We start from the raw sequence: 14,732 nt of genomic DNA, 5'->3' as shown, positions 1-14,732 counted from the left end.
AGGCTGTTGTCCGGCTCATGGCGTGGAGGGGCGGGTCTCGGTCCAGTCCACCATCAGGCGGCGCTCGGCGAAGAGCCACGTGCCGTCCTGCTTGACGAACTCGTCCAGGTAGCGGATCGACGCGACCATGATCGTGCGTTCGGCGTCCGTCCCGAACGAAACGTGGTGGGCCAGGCAGTAGCTCTCGCCGGAACCGCGTCGGCCGTCGGCATCGAGGGACACGGTGCTCTGGCCGTTGAAGTGGGTGGTCGCCCGGTAGGTGTTGAGGTTGTCGAAGACCGGGGCGAGGGACTCCCGGCCGTGCAGCTCCTGGGTCGGCTCGGCCGCGGTGGCGTCCATGAAGACCAGGAAGCGGCAGTCCTCCGTGAACAGGGCCAGCTGGCCCTTCGCGTCCCGGCGGTCCGCGCAGCGCGCGTAGGCGTCGACCAGTTCGCGGATGGCGAGCCGGTCGGCGGCCTCCCCGGGCGGGACCGCGGCGTGGGGCGACATGGCGACTCCCCTCGTAAACTAGACGCGCTGGTGCGGCACTTCGCCGACTACGCCCTCGCGTTCCTGGCGCGCGCGGGCGACAGCGCTCCCCCGGACGTCAGCCGGCCGGTGGTGGCGCAGTTCCTGGCGCATGGCTTCGCGGGGGCGATCCGGGCGTGGCTCGCCGACGCGTCGGTCTCCAAGCAGGACCTGGTCGACGCGGCGGTGGCCTGTGCCCCGGCGTGGTGGGCGGGGGCCGCGGAGCGGTAGGAGGCACGGCCCCGGCCGGTGCTCCGTCGGAGGCGTCGGGCATGATCTGCGGTCGGATCGTGAGAGTGGGAGGCAGGCCGTGAGTGCCACGGGTGTGTGGGTCGTCGGCACGGTGGACGACGAGCAGGTGCGGGAACTGCTGCTCGCCGCCGTCCGGAGCTCGCCGCCACCCCCGCCGTCGGCGCCCGCCGGTGTGACGACCGAGCTGGCGTGGTGGCGGGGGCTGGCGGGGGAGTCCCTGTTCACCCGGCGGACCGCCGGCGCCGGGGGGTGGGCGGCCACGGAGGACGCCCTCCGGCTCTACCGGTTCTTCGACAGCTGCCTGGACGACTCCGACGCCGTCGAGGCCCTGCGCGATGCCGTCATGGAGCAGTTCCCGGCGAACGAGGGCGAGGGCCTGTTCGCGGCCACGGCCCGGAAGGCCAACCCCTTCTGGGCCCTCGCCTACGCACTCGGCGCCGAGGCGACGCTCCGACTCCCCGGCTGGTTCGGCGACTTCCTGCTCGACTCCGCCCAGGTGCGGGCCTGCCTGCCCCGCGCCGAGGAAGCCCTGGCCCTGACCGGCCCCCGGCGCCGGGACGTCATCGAACGGATCCACGCCTGGCTGGACGGCCTGGGAGACGATCCCGCCCACGACGCCGACACCCTCCTCGACGGCCCGCTGCGCGTGCTGCGCCATGCCGCCCGGACGGGGCAGGGCATCGCCGGGCAGACCCGTTGGTACTGAGGGACCTGCGCCCACAGGGGGACGAGGAGCCGGACTCCCAGGCCGCTGAGGCTCAGAACATCGCGCCGTTGGCGCGCACCGTCTGGCCGGACACCCAGCCCGCCTCGTCGCCGACCAGCCAGCCCACCACCGGGGCTATGTCGTCGGGCCGGCCGAGCCGGCCGCGCGGGCTGTGGTCGGCGGCGGCCGCCATCGACTCCGGGGTCTCGGCGGCCCGATAGAAGGACGTGTCCACCGGACCGGGGGCCACCGCGTTGACCGTGATGCCGCGCGCGCCCAACTCCTTGGCCGCCGCCAGGACCATGCGCTCGACGGCGGCCTTGCTGCCCGAGTAGAGCCCGTACGGTCCGGTCATCACCGAGGTCAGCGTGGTGGAGAGGACCACGTACCGGCCGTTGTCCGCGAGCGTGCGCGCCGCCGCCCGCAGGCTGTAGAACGCGCTGCGGGTGTTCAGGTCGATCACCCGGTCGAACTCCTCGTCGGTGATCTCGGCCAGCGGCTTCTTGAGGACCATGCCGGGCAGGTGCACCACGATGTCGAGCCGCCCGTGCCGCTCCACCACCCCGGCGAACAGCGCGGTGACGTCCGCGGACACGGCGGCGTCGGAGCGCACCGCCTCCGCGGTGACGTCGTGCTTGCGCAGAGCTGCGACGGTCTGCTCGGCGGCCTGCGCGTCGTTGGCGTAGCTGATCACGACGGTCGCGCCGCGCGCCGCCAGCACCTCGGCGCAGGCCGCGCCCTGGTTCCGGCTGCCGCCCACCACGATCGCGACCTTGCCCGTGAGATCGCGAACTCTTGTTTCGGACATGACTGTTCTCCTTGATCCACCCGTGGAGTACAACTGATGGATCATCATATTGCGCTCGTGTCAGGGGCGGGCCCGGTCGCCGATGACGAAGGGGGGCTCCCGGGCCGCGGCCCGGGAGCCCCCTCGCAGGGCGGTGCGGGTCGGCGGCAAGGGTGAGTCCGATCAAGGGGCCGTACGGAGTTGTACGGGAAAATTGCCGTCTGCGCCGGGAGTGCACGAGGGTCGAGGACGGGCGGCCGGGCATCGTTCATCGGCCCGATCCGGCCCGGCTCCGCGCCCGACCTTTCATCTCCTTCGAAGGAGCAACCGTGAGGATGACACGTACGATCAAGCTCGCCGCGGCAGGGATCTTCGCCGCCGGCCTCGTCGCCCTGCCGGCCGGCGAGGCCTCGGCCTCCGGCCTGGGCAGCGACGCCTACCAGGGCCCCTGCCACGCGTACGTCCTGCCCTATTCGGACATGTACGCCTACGGCCACGTCGACGGGCCGGCCAACGGGTGCAAGGTCGACCTGTGGCAGGTGAACATCCAGACCGACGGCGCCACGCACACCGGCTGGGGCGGCGGAGTGAACACGTGGCCGCTCTACCACAACGACGGCGTGCACGAGCTCTACGTGGCGGTCGAGGACCTGAGCACCGGCCTGATCATGTCGGGACCGCTGGTCTACTGAGCCGTCGGATGACGGGAACGCCGTGAACGCGAAGGGCCCGCTCCCCGGTGGGGCGGGCTCTCCGTGGTCGGCGAGCGGCCGGCGGGTTCCGCTCGTACTGGCCGGTGCGGCGCCGTCCTCTAGGCGGCCCGGACCCGGTCGACGAACTCGGCGACGCCGTCGACCCGGCGGTACGGCCTGAACGCGGGTGCGAGCTCGCGGACCAGGGCGACGCACCGCTCGGCGCCGATCCGGGTGGCCAGGTCGAGGGATTCGGTGGTGACGGCGAGTGCCTGGTCGACGTCGTTGGACCGCAGGAATCCCTTGGCCTGGTAGGTCAGGAAGATGCCGCGCGTCTTGTCCCGCGACTTGGGCAGGAGGGACATGCCCTCGGCCATCCGGAGGCACGCTTCGTCGGCCCGGCCGAGGTCCAGGAGGCATTGGCCGGAGTCGACGGCGAGATCGGCGGGGCCCATCCAAGCGCACCAGGCCGGTGCGGGATCGTCGACCCGGGTCGACAGGGCCACCTCGGCGGCGGACAGGTCGCGGTAGCACGCGGAGCGTTCGCCGAGCGCCGCGTGGGCCCTGGCCCGCCGGAGGAAGAGCAGCGACCGGGCGGTGGGGTGCCTCGTCCCGGAGAGGGCGTGGCCGAGCTGGTCGACCGAGACGTCCGGCCGGCCGGTCCAGTTCGACTGGTAGGCGAAGTCGGAGAGCACACCGGCGCCGAAGTCGCGGTCGCCCGCGGCATTCGCGGCTTGCAGGGCGCCCGCCCAGAGCTTCCCCGCCGCGAAGTGCCTGCCCTGGTCGAAGCGGTACCAGCCGCAGGTGGTGGCCAGTGAAGCGGCCAGCAGGTGCAGTCGCTTGGCGACGGGCTCCGTGTGGCGGCCGCCGTCGATCAGGTCGGTGACGGTGACGAGGTGGGCGTCCATCAGCTTGATCGTGTGCTGGCGCTGCTCGGTGGGCAGGGTCGTCAGCTTCGTGCTGGTCTCCTCCAGCCAGTCCACGAGCCCGGGGTCCACGGCTGTGCTGCCGGCGAGGGCGGAAGGCAGGCGATCCGGCTCGATCGACGCCCACTGTGCGGCGAGGCCGGCCAGTGCGGCGGCGCTGAAGGTCATGAAGCTGCGGCGGTCCATGGCGGCTCTCTGTGCGTCTCGAAGTGCTTGGACGGCGTACGCCGCCCCCAGTGGCAGCGGGACTTCGCTTCCGGGCAGCCAGTCGGGCCAGCCGTACAGCTCGATGTCGGCGATCGGGACGTCGAAGGCTTCCGCGAGCAGGAGTTGCGTATCCGGGTTCGGCCGCTTGCGCCGGTTCTCCCACCGGCTGACGGCCGTCTTGTCCGTGCCGGAGCGGAGTCCGTGCCTGCGGGCGGCCCGGTCGAGGGAGACGACGAGGTCGCTCTGTGACCACCCGCGCAGTTCACGGGCGTAGGCGAGGGGGTGTCGGATCGGGTCGTCCACGGGCCAATTCCATCATCGACGGTGACGGGAAGCCTACAGCGCGCGAGGCCGGGACAACCCCGGGACTACGGGCAACGTCTTTTGCGGGATACCGGGTTGGCGATGTACTCGACACGCGCCGACACGTTCCCCTGCGAAGCGGACGGAGCTGGTCGTCGAAGCGACGCGCGCCGGTCATCGGGCATGGACGTCAGGTCATCGAAGACCCTTTCCGACGTTGCTCGCGACAGCCATCGCCTGGGCGCGTTCCGAGCCCGAGAAGGAGCCGATCATGTCCGTCCTGACCGACCGCCTGCCCACGCTGAACCTCGACGTCGACACCGAGCCGCCCGGCCCGCTCGCCACCCGCCCGTTCGGGCTCGACGCCGTCACCAACCCCGTGACCGTCGTGCCGTTGCCTCCGGTCGGACTCGACCCCCGCACGCAGCTGTCGCTGATCGACGGTCGTCCGGCCCTGGATCTGCCGACCGCGGAAACGTCCGGCTGCCAGACCGAGAGCGACGGGCAGACCGTCATCAGCGTCGACTTCGACCAGAACGACGACTGACGATGGCCATCCGCACCGGTACCGGCACGTGCACCGGGAGCACGCGGGGCACCTCGCCGCGCGTGCTCGTCATCACCCACGACCTGGACCCCACCGCCGACCACGTCCTGCGCGAACTCAACGCCCGGGGCGTTCCGTTCTGGCGGACCGACCTGGCTGACTTCCCGCAGCGCACGACCGTGTCGGCGGAGCTCCGGCCCGACGGGGCGTGGGGCGGCACACTGGCGGGGGCGACGGGCGGGGTCGACCTCTCCGAGCTGGCCTGCGTGTGGTGGCGCAAGCCCACCGCCTTCCGGTTCCCGGCCACCATGTCCGGCCCTGAACGGCGGTTCGCCGCCGGGCAGGCCAAGCGTGGCCTGGCCGGCGTCCTCGGTTCGCTGCCGCACGTCCTGTGGGTCAACCGGCCCGAACGGAACGCGGACTGCACCAAGCCCGCGCAGCTCACGGCGGCGGCCGAGGCCGGGCTGCACGTGCCCGCGACCCTGGTCACCAACGACCCGGAAGCGGTCCGGGACTTCGCCGAGCGCTGCGGTGGACGGATCGTCACGAAGGTCCTCGGCGGCATCGTCCACACCGAGGACGGCAAGCGCGGGCAGATCTACACCACCCGAGTCCCGCCCGACCGGTGGGACGAACCGCGGGTCTCCCTGACCGCGCACCTGTTCCAGCGGGAGATCACCGACAAGGCGTACGAGGTCCGCGTCACGTGCGTGGCCGGGAGGGTCTTCCCGGTGCGGATCGACGCTCCCGACGGGCCGGGGCGGCTGGACTGGCGCACCGACTCGAAACGGCTGACGTACGCGCCGATCGGCCTGCCGGCCGCGACCCGGACGGGCATCCTGGACATGCTGTGGCGGCTCGGACTCGTCTTCGCCGCCGTCGACCTGATCGTCGACCGGGCCGGGACGCACTGGCTGGTCGACGTCAACCCAGGCGGACAGTGGGCGTGGATCGACTGCACCCGTGCCGCCGTCACCACCGCGCTGGCGGATCTGTTGCAGAAGGGCACCGCGTGACCTCCACCACCGAGCCGGGCGCCGACACCCTCCATGGCGCCCTCGTCGACGCGCTCGTCGCGGGCGGCTCCCTGAACGACCCCGCGTGGGAGCGCGCGTTCCGGGATGTGCCCCGGCACGTCTTCGTGCCGTACTTCTACCGGCAGGGGCCGGACGGCCGGCAGGAGCGCGTCTGCCGGGACGACCCCGGGTGGCTGGCGGCCGTATACGAGGACCGGCCGCTCGTCACGCACCTGATCGGCGGCAATGCCGCGTCGTCGTCCACGCAGCCGTCCCTCATGGCCGCGATGCTGGAGGCCCTCGGCGAGTTCGGCGACGGCCGGGTGAAGGAGATCGGCGCCGGGACCGGTTACAACGCCGCCCTGCTCGCCCACCGTTACGGCTCCGATCGGGTCGTGACCGTCGACGTCGATCCGGACGTGACGGCCGAGGCCCGGCGCCGGCTCGGCATGACGCGCTACCGGCCGACAGTCGTCACCGCTGACGGTGCTGCGGCCGCCGATGGTGCGTTCGGCGGGATCATCGCGACCTGTGGGATCGGCCGCATCCCGGCTGCCTGGTTGTCGGGGCTCGCCGACGGCGGTGTGATCGTGGCTCCGCTCGGGGCGGGTGTCGTGCGTGCCGAGAGGACGGGCCCCGGGCAGGCCCGTGGGCGGTTCCTCGCCACCGGCGCGTACTTCATGCCGCTCCGCGCGGCGGGGGACAGCGGGATCATCCGTCGCCCGAGGCTGCCTGGTGGTGATGGCCGGGCGAGCGAGGTCGGGGCCGATGCGGTGGTGGACGAGAACTTCCGCTTCCTGGTCGGCGTCGCCCTCGGCCGGCTGGGCTGGACCTACGAACTGTCGGATGCCGGTCGGCCGGTCGGCGCCTGCGTCTGGGCGCCCTGCGGATCGATCGCCGAGCTCCGGGCCGACGGCAGCGTGCGCGAGAGCGGGCCGCGTCGGCTGTGGTCCGAGCTCGAAGCCGCCCACCGCACGTACGAGGACCACGACCGCCCGGACCGGGGTCGCTACGGCCTCACCATCGCCGGGGACGATCAGCGGGTCTGGCTCGACGGGCCCGGCGGCCCGGGCTGGGTGCTCGGTGCCCGGAACGGGTAGCCGATCGGACAAGGTCCCCTGAAGCCCTGAAGCGCCCGATGGTCACGAGGCCCGCGAGCTCGGATGCCTGGTTCTATCCGAGTGAGTTCGACTCCGATCTCAGGGGACCGGATCTCCCGGCCGGGACCCGGGCCGAGGTCCTGGCCTGTGCTTGGGAGTACGTCCGTTGTGTGGTTCCCGAGTTCACCAGCTGGGAGCGGTACGTCGCGCTGGTGCGGATCATCGCCATCGGCATCGTCGCGGAGTTCCACGGGGACGGGATCGACGCGGCGGCCGAGGACCGTGTGCTGGGGTACGACCTGGACGGACTCCTGGAGTCGCTGTTCGGCGGCAGTCCCGCGTGCGAGGCGATGGCCCGCGAGTACCGGACCTTCCTGATCGTCACCACGGAGAAATCGCGCGGTGCCCGTGGCTCGGAGCTCTTCCGCCGGGAGGCGCGCGGTCGGTCGCCCCGGGCCGGCGCGGGATCGAGATGTCCGATCAGGTCACCGGGACGCGGCCCATGGGCGCCGAGAACACAGGGCTGGAAAGGGGCGTCCCGCACGGCACGGCCACCGGCCGGTCCCCTGACGGGAGGTGCTCGTCACATCTCGCCGCGCAGCCGGGCCGCCGTACTGGCGACCAGGTCCGGGAAGCGGTGGACCGGGACGGCCGGTGAGGCGCCGATTCCGAGGGCGCCCTCCGGCACGTACGCGACGTGGCAGCGCAGGCACAGGTAGGCGGCGCTCCAGGCGGTCGCGAAGGACGGGTACACCACGGAATGTGCCTCGAAGGCCTTCTGCGAGCGCCGGCGGGTCCTCGAGCGCTGGATGATCAGCAACACCGCCGCGAGGACGAACGGGCCGCCCAGGACGGTGAACGCGATCGCCGAGTTCTGCCCGGCGCCCTTGTCGCCGGACGTCAACAACGGCAGCATGGCGAGCGCCCAGGCCGCCGCGACGGCCACGACGATCGCCAGTGCGCACCCGCCGCTCGGCCGGACGAGCCGCGGCGGGGGCGGCGGCGCGATGTGGGACGCCAGCAGACTGCTGGTGGAGCCGGAGCTGTGGACGGTCGAGCTGCCGAAGCTCGGGACCACCCCGACCCCGCGCGCGTACGCGACGCCGGAGGAGTAGCCGGTGCTGGTCCCGGAGTACGTGCTGGTCTGCGACTCGTAGACGCTGGGAACGCTCCGCACCTGGTCGAGCGTCCCGCATTGCGGGCAGTTGATCCGGCTCATGTGTCCCCCCGAGGTCGACCTGACGGCATGACGGCAGACGATCATGGCACAGGCTGCCCGAACGGGCACAACCGTGCGCAACCGTGCGCACGACCGGAGGGTGTGAGGAGCCGGGCGCCGGGATCCGATCGCGATCGGCTGTCGGCTCCGCGGGCCGGCGAGCCAGGGGGTCGCGTGCGTCGAGTGGGGTTTCCTTCGTGTAGCGGTCCGGTCTTGTGGTGATTTGGTGGACGTGCGGCCCTGGTGCCGTCTTTGGTGTGGGATCAACGCAACGCTAACTCCGGATCGACGGAACGTCAGGAGCGCGTCGGGGCACAGCCGGCCGTCCGCGCGGGACGGGCTCGCTGCCCGCCGGGGCCCTACAGGGTTCCCCGGGAGGGCAGGTGGGTGTGCGGGGGCCGGTCGGCCGGAGTTGGCAGTAGGTGCCCGAACGAGCAAGGGTGTCCACCGAGTGTTGACATGGTCACGGGGCGCGGGAGGGGATGGGGCAGGGGGAGATCGCGGAGGTGGGCGGGCCCGTTCCGGCGGAAGGGGCCCGTTGACACGGGTGGGGCGCCGGGTGCACCTTTCCGGTCCGGTTCCCCGGGGGAACCGGACCGGAAAGGTGCACGCCGATTCAGTTTCCCTGCCTGATGTCGCTCAACGTTCCGCTGACGTTGAGGAGTTCGTGGCACGTCGGCGCCTGCTTGCCGGAGGCCGGGGTGCCGGGCGCCTCACAGGTCACGTTCACCGTCACGGCCTGGTCCTCGGGGACCTGGATGGGAGTCACCCAGTGGTAGTCCTGGTTGCGGAAGGTCTCCAGCGCGATGGTGATGATCGTCTGCTTGCCGGCCGTGATGGTCAACTGCCCCTGGTCCCCCTGGAAGTTGCTGGCCACGACGTCGGTGATGTCGAACACCTTGCCGTGCGGCACCTGGTAACTGCCGGACGACGAAGTGGCGTTCGCGGTCTGCACGTCGATCGTGGCGGAGCTCTGCTGCCCGGTGCCCGGCACCGCCAGGCCCGGGCCGGGGCCGCCGCGGCTGCCGCTGGTCGGCTGCCCGGCTCCCGGCTGCCCCGCACTCGGCTGGCCGGCGCCGGGCTTCCCCTGGTTGGGGGTGCCGCCGGGGGCCGGGGCTCCCGGCTCCGCGCCGGTGGCCGGGCCGGGGGTGGCGCTCTGCTGCGCGACGGCCTGTTCGGCGGCCTGCTTCGCGGAGCTGCGCACCGCCGGGCGGACGAGGGCGAACCACGCCAGCAGCAGCGCGATCAGTGCCGCCAGGAGGGCGAGCAGCCACTTGGGGAAGATCGGGAGCTGGAGGAACTCGCCGCCGAGGACGGGGCGCTGAGCCGCCGTCGGAACCTCGGCGGGGGTGTCGGCCGACTCCTTCCCGGGCGGCTTGACCTCCTCCGGGCCCACCGTGACCTCGAACGGCCAGGACGCCTGCTTGCCGAACCAGATCAGCTTGCGGGCGCGTGCCCGCAGCCGCACCTCCCCGGACTCGCCGGGTTCGAGGCGCAGCTTCTCCGGGGTGACCTTGAACCGCAGGTCCTCACCGGCCTGCCCGGGCGTGAACACCACGCTGCCGGGGGCGTTCCCGAGGTTGCGCACCGACGTCCGGTAGCGCCCGCGCAGCCAGCCGCGGCGGCGGCGCGGGGCGATCGCGGCCTGGAGCTCCTGGAACGGGGTCACCGTGACGGTGGTCTCCGGGACCGTCACCAGCTCGGGGCGCTCCGTCGGCAACACCCGGATCCCGAGCGGGAATTCACCGGCGCGCGCGGCGGGCGACCGGGGCGGGGCGAGGCGCACCGTCACCGTCGTGGACGTCCCGGGGTAGAGGGAGACGCGGGCCGGCTCGACCGTCGTCCAGGCGGCGCAGTCGCCGACGACCTCCAGCGAGTACGCCTCGACGATGTCGAGACCGTTGCGCACGGTCAGCGTCGTGGTGGCCACGCCACCGGGCGCCACCGTCAGTGTGGGCAGGCCGAGTTCGGCGGATGTGGTCATAGCGTGACGGTAGGACCGCCGGCCCGTCCGCGGAGAGGGCCGTGCGGGCAAGCCGCGGGCCGCACCCCTTGCCCCGCGCGGACAGGCCGCCCTCGTCATGGGCGAACGACGCACCCCCGTCCGGTGCCGCCGCGCAGCAGCGCGCGAGCCGGGTGCCCCCCTCAGGCCAACGGCCGGTCCCGCCCCGCGGCGGACGGCCGTCACATCGCAGGTCCACTGCAGAATGGAGTGTTCGATGACGTCGACGTCGACCGATACGTCCCGCGAGGAGGCCGTCACCACCCGGCGGGCCCCGGTGGCGCCACGGTCCGGCAGCGCCCGTCCCTCCGACGCGGGGCGCGTCCCCGTCCAGCCGGTGCGCGGCGCGGCGGGCCGACCGTCCGGCGCGGCGGGCCAGGTGCCGGGCAGGCCGGGCCAGGTGCGCGTGGCCGTGTACGCGGAGGACCTCATCCTGCAGACCGGTGTGGTCCAGCAACTGCGCCAGCGACCGGAAGTGGAGCTGCTGAGCGAGGCGGACGCGGGGAAGGCGGACGTCTCCCTGCTGGTGGTGGACGCCCTGACCGACGTGGTGGCCGAGCGGCTGCGCCGGCTGCGGCTCGCCACCTCGGGCCGAATAGGCCTGGTGGTGGGCCATTTCGAGGCGGGCGGGCTGCAGACGATCGTCGAGTACGGGGTCGCCGCGGTGCTGCGGCGCTCGGAGGCGGACCAGGACCGGCTGGTGCACCTCATCACCGCCCTCGCCAACGGTGAGGGCGTGATGCCCGGGGACCTGCTCGGCGAACTGCTCGACCGGATCGGGGTGCTCCAGCGCACGATGCTCGACGGGCGCGGGCTGACCCTGTCGACACTGACGGCCCGGGAGGTGGAGATGCTGCGGCTGGTGGCGGAGGGCTTCGACACGAGCGAGATCGCCGCCAAGACCTCCTACTCCGAACGCACCGTCAAGAACGTGCTGCACGAGATCATCACGCGGCTGGGCCTGCGCAACCGGGCGCACGCGGTCGGGTTCGCGATGCGGCGCGGGCTCATCTGAGGGGCGGTGCACCGGGGCCCGCCTTCGAACCCCCGTCGGCGGGCGGGCCCCGGGACCGCCGCGTCCTGCCCTCCGGGGACAGCGGCCGCTACCCCCGGATCGGGTGCCCGGGCCCTGTTCCCGGGCGCGCGGGCCGGTGAGACTGCCGGGGAGACCGCCCCTGCAACCTGTGAGGTCGAGCGTGACCGGCGCCACCGGCACTCCCCGCTCCAACCGGCGGCCGGCCCGGGCCGCCGTCGCCGTCCTGCTCGCGCTGGCGGCGGCCGTGCTGACCCTGGGTTCCGCCCCCGGCGGGTCGGGCGGCCGGGCCGCCCCGGCCGTGACGGCCGACGCGCCCGGTGGACGGATCGTCTTCGCCGGCACGAACCACCGCGGCCTCGGCCGGGTGACCGGCACGGCGGACAGCACGCCGCTGTTCGGTCCGGGCCCGGTCCACTTCGACCAGGACCCCTCGGCCCGCGGCGGCGAGCTGGTCTTCACGAGCCTGCGCGACGGCCCGTTGCCGCAGGTGTACCTGCGCGACGCGGCCGGCGCGGTGCACCGGCTGACCACCGGCATGGACACCGCCCACCCCGCGCTCGCGCCGGACGGCAAGGCCGTCGTCTTCGAGGCGCTGGAGCCCACCGGGACGGGCAGCACGTCCCAGCACGTCCTGTGGGTGGTGAACCGGGACGGCGGCGGCCTGCGGCGGCTGACCGACGGCGCGGCTGACGAGACGCACCCGACGGTCTCGCCGGACGGCAAGTGGGTCGCGTACGCGTGCACCGGCGACCCGGCGCACACCCAGATCTACCTGCGGCCGTTCGCCGGCGGGCCCCCGACCAGGATCACCACCGTGACCAGCGGGAACGCCGTCGACCCGACCTGGAACCCGCTCGACGACAACGAGCACCGCAACCAGATCGTCTACACCTGGGACCAGGGCGAGAAGGGCCGGACGCTCATCCTCACCTCGCCCACCGGCGGGGAGAAGGCCTTCTTCCCCGGTACCGGCTCGACCTGGAAGACCGGCTCCGCCTCCTGGCTGGCGGACGGCACCGGCGTCCTCTTCCTCAGCCCCGACGTGGCCACCCCCAAACCCCCGGCGGATCCGCCGCAGCCGCCGGTCGTGAACCTCTACCGCGCGCCGACCTGCGACTGCACCGCGCCCCAACTGCTCTACAGCACCGACCGGTTGATCGCCACGCCGACCTGGCTCGGCACCCAGGCCCAGGGCGGCCCGGTGGTGGAGCAGACCAGCGCGTCCGCCTCCGACGTCGCCGACGTCCAGGACGTCCTCCCCGACGGCGCCGACCCGCGCGACCTCGGCATCAGCGTGCTGAGGGAGGACCCGGCCGCCGACACCAACACCAGCACCGACCCGGCGGCCGACCCGCTCTTCCACCCCCGCCCCGGGTACGACCCCTGGTTCGAGCGGCAGGCCTACACGCCCGACGGCCGCCAGATCGTGGTGACCCGCTACGAGGACTCCCCGGCCGGCCGGATCGAACGGATCTGGCTCGCCGACGCCGACGGCTCGAATCCGCACCCGATGAACCTGGCCGGGCGCCGCCCCGACGACCGCGACACCGACCCGTCGCTCTCGCCGGACGGCAAGCTGATCGTGTTCAGCCGCAGCGCCCCGGGCGGTGGCCAGACGCCCGCGCGGCCGGGCCGGATTCTGATCGCGGACGTGTCCACGGGCGCCGTCGTGGGCACCGTCGAGCCGCCGGCCGGACAGCAGGGGGCCTCGGACGGCGAGCCCTTCTGGTCCCCCGACGGCAAGCTGATCGCCTTCTCCAGGACGGCCGTGGTCAACGGCAACGCGGGCAACCTGCACGTCTGGACCGTGCCCGCCGACGACCTCACCCGCCAGGCCGACCTCAGCAAGGCGATCTGCCCGGGCACCTGCAACGTCATCGACGACAGCCCCGTGTTCTCGCCCGACGGCCGCCGCATCGCCTTCAACCGCAAGGCGGGCGACGGCGGGAACAACCGGCAGGACGGCGTGCTGGTCACCTCGCCCACCGGCGCCGACTGCACGGTCGTCCTGCCCGCCGGGCTCCGCGACGACAAGGGCGCCTGCACCCGCACGCTGCCCGACACCTCCGCCACCGGCCCGTACCAGCCCCGCGACGTCGCCTGGACGGCGAACGGCGCGCAGCTGGTGCTCACCTCGCGCCGGGCCCTGCCGCCTAACTCGCCCGAGGGGCTCGGCGTCTACGACTTCGCCGCCGGCACGCTCACCCCGCTCGACCGCCGGCTGCCGGGACGCCAGAAGGAGCCGTCCGTCCAGCAGTCCGTCGACCTCGCGCTGAAGGCGCCCGCCCGGACCCCCGACGTCCCCGTCGGCACCGCCACGGACGTGCCCGTCACCGTCACCAACAAGGGCCCCGCGCCCTCGCCCGGCACCGTCCTCACGGTCTCGGTGCCGACCGGCGCCCGGCTCGGCGGGCTGAAGACCCCGGTCGGGACGTGCGACGCCGGCGCGCTGCGCTGCGACCTCGGCACCCTGGCGCCGGGCGCGGAGGTCCGGGTGACGGCCACGCTGATCGGCACCCGCAGCGGGCCGCAGCCGTTCGGCTGGAGCGTCACCGGGACGGTCGTCGACCCGAACCCGGAGGACGACTTCGCCGAGACGATCCTGCCGGTGCAGGACGCGCCGAGCCCGTCGCCGACGCCTTCGCCCACGGCGACTCCTTCGCCCACGCCCACGCCGACGCCTTCGCCCACGGCAACGCCGAGCCCGACGCCCACGTCGCCGGCCCCCGCGCCACCGCCCGGCTCGACCGACCCGCACGGGCAGCCGGGCCCCCAGCCCGCGGCCGGCCCCGGCGTGGCCATCGCGGCCCAGCCCAACCCCGGCTACGTCGGCGGCCACGTCACCGTCACCTACACCGTGCGCAACGCCGGCCAGGCCCTCGCCACCGGGCTGCGCCTGTCCCTCGGGCTGCCCCCGGGCGTGCCCACCGAGGCCCTGCCCCCGGGCTGCCGGGCCGGGACGTGTGCGCTCGCCGACCTGCGGCCCGGCCGCAGCCAGGTGGTCCGCGTGGTGCTGTCCCCGGTAGCGGCGCTCGACACCACCATCACCGCCGAACTCACCACCACCGGCACCGACGCCGAACCGGGACCGCACCGGGCGAGCACCCCGCTGCGCATCCTGCAGCCCCGCATCGTCGCGGTGCCACCGATCGGCAAGCCCGGCTTCGTCACGTCCGTCCGCGGCGTGGACTTCCCGCCCGGCGCGCCGGTGCGGTTCACCTGGCAGCCCGGCATCACCGCCGCGGCGGCGCCCACCTACCCGCGGGCGGACGGGACGTTCGCCGGGCAGCTGCTGATCCTTGCCAAGGACGAGACGGGTCCGCGGACCATCACCGCCGACGGTCCCGGGTTCTCGCCGGTGACCTGCCCGTTCCTCGTCGTGGAGGGCAGTATCGGCCCGCCGGGGGAGGTGGAGCGGCGGTGATCGGCGTG

General features: G+C 73.5%; 13 protein-coding genes. 8 read left to right on the top strand and 5 right to left on the bottom strand.

Annotated features, from left to right (window positions below; genetic code table 11):
• Positions 1-15: 15 nt before the first annotated feature.
• The gene (locus ACFVU9_RS16580) at positions 16-489 is read right to left on the bottom strand and encodes a nuclear transport factor 2 family protein (protein WP_387593889.1); all 474 of its coding nucleotides are present in this window, start codon (positions 487-489) and stop codon (positions 16-18) included.
• 30 nt (positions 490-519) lie between these two features.
• Between ACFVU9_RS16580 and ACFVU9_RS16575 the strand changes: the two genes are divergently transcribed.
• Both ACFVU9_RS16575 and ACFVU9_RS16570 read left to right on the top strand, forming a co-directional pair.
• On the top strand, positions 520-738 hold the full coding sequence (locus ACFVU9_RS16575; protein ID WP_387593887.1) for a hypothetical protein: 219 nt from the start codon (positions 520-522) through the stop codon (positions 736-738).
• 79 nt (positions 739-817) lie between these two features.
• Complete coding sequence (locus ACFVU9_RS16570; RefSeq protein ID WP_387593885.1) at positions 818-1,465, top strand: hypothetical protein; 648 nt, start codon at positions 818-820, stop codon at positions 1,463-1,465.
• A gap of 52 nt (positions 1,466-1,517) precedes the next feature.
• Here ACFVU9_RS16570 and ACFVU9_RS16565 read toward each other — a convergent pair whose 3' ends face one another.
• The gene (locus ACFVU9_RS16565; protein ID WP_387593884.1) at positions 1,518-2,273 is read right to left on the bottom strand and encodes an SDR family oxidoreductase; all 756 of its coding nucleotides are present in this window, start codon (positions 2,271-2,273) and stop codon (positions 1,518-1,520) included.
• A 314-nt stretch (positions 2,274-2,587) separates the two neighbouring features.
• Between ACFVU9_RS16565 and ACFVU9_RS16560 the strand changes: the two genes are divergently transcribed.
• Positions 2,588-2,944: a hypothetical protein gene (locus ACFVU9_RS16560; protein WP_380493320.1), complete on the top strand. Its 357-nt coding sequence runs from the start codon at positions 2,588-2,590 to the stop codon at positions 2,942-2,944.
• Positions 2,945-3,063: 119 nt separating this feature from the next.
• Here ACFVU9_RS16560 and ACFVU9_RS16555 read toward each other — a convergent pair whose 3' ends face one another.
• Complete coding sequence (locus tag ACFVU9_RS16555; RefSeq protein WP_387593882.1) at positions 3,064-4,380, bottom strand: helix-turn-helix transcriptional regulator; 1,317 nt, start codon at positions 4,378-4,380, stop codon at positions 3,064-3,066.
• Between the two features lie 271 nt (positions 4,381-4,651).
• Between ACFVU9_RS16555 and tgmA the strand changes: the two genes are divergently transcribed.
• The 3 genes from tgmA to ACFVU9_RS16540 are packed head-to-tail and all read left to right on the top strand — an operon-like array spanning position 4,652 to position 7,043.
• Complete coding sequence (gene tgmA, locus ACFVU9_RS16550) at positions 4,652-4,927, top strand: putative ATP-grasp-modified RiPP (RefSeq protein WP_387593880.1); 276 nt, start codon at positions 4,652-4,654, stop codon at positions 4,925-4,927.
• Positions 4,928-4,929: 2 nt separating this feature from the next.
• Entirely contained in the window at positions 4,930-5,943 is a 1,014-nt protein-coding gene (locus ACFVU9_RS16545) for an MvdC/MvdD family ATP grasp protein (RefSeq protein WP_387593878.1), read from the top strand.
• Positions 5,940-7,043 carry a methyltransferase domain-containing protein gene (locus ACFVU9_RS16540; protein WP_387593876.1) on the top strand — a complete coding sequence of 368 codons (1,104 nt, stop codon included), beginning with the start codon at positions 5,940-5,942 and terminating at the stop codon, positions 7,041-7,043. The genes ACFVU9_RS16545 and ACFVU9_RS16540 overlap by 4 nt, the downstream gene beginning before the upstream one ends.
• Before the next feature lie 583 nt (positions 7,044-7,626).
• On the opposite strand, the gene ACFVU9_RS16535 is transcribed toward ACFVU9_RS16540, so the two are convergent.
• Positions 7,627-8,262: a hypothetical protein gene (locus ACFVU9_RS16535; RefSeq protein WP_380438632.1), complete on the bottom strand. Its 636-nt coding sequence runs from the start codon at positions 8,260-8,262 to the stop codon at positions 7,627-7,629.
• Between the two features lie 616 nt (positions 8,263-8,878).
• Positions 8,879-10,246: a hydrolytic protein gene (locus ACFVU9_RS16530; RefSeq protein WP_387593874.1), complete on the bottom strand. Its 1,368-nt coding sequence runs from the start codon at positions 10,244-10,246 to the stop codon at positions 8,879-8,881.
• Between the two features lie 235 nt (positions 10,247-10,481).
• Between ACFVU9_RS16530 and ACFVU9_RS16525 the strand changes: the two genes are divergently transcribed.
• Both ACFVU9_RS16525 and ACFVU9_RS16520 read left to right on the top strand, forming a co-directional pair.
• Complete coding sequence (locus ACFVU9_RS16525) at positions 10,482-11,279, top strand: response regulator transcription factor (protein ID WP_387593872.1); 798 nt, start codon at positions 10,482-10,484, stop codon at positions 11,277-11,279.
• A 181-nt stretch (positions 11,280-11,460) separates the two neighbouring features.
• Positions 11,461-14,724 carry a hypothetical protein gene (locus ACFVU9_RS16520; RefSeq protein WP_387593871.1) on the top strand — a complete coding sequence of 1,088 codons (3,264 nt, stop codon included), beginning with the start codon at positions 11,461-11,463 and terminating at the stop codon, positions 14,722-14,724.
• Positions 14,725-14,732 lie beyond the last annotated feature (8 nt).

Origin of the sequence: Kitasatospora sp. NPDC057936, assembly GCF_042887525.1 — a bacterium.
Classification (GTDB): domain Bacteria; phylum Actinomycetota; class Actinomycetes; order Streptomycetales; family Streptomycetaceae; genus Kitasatospora.
The sequence above is the reverse complement of the archived record's forward strand: the minus strand, read 5'-3'. Positions and strand labels throughout refer to the sequence as shown.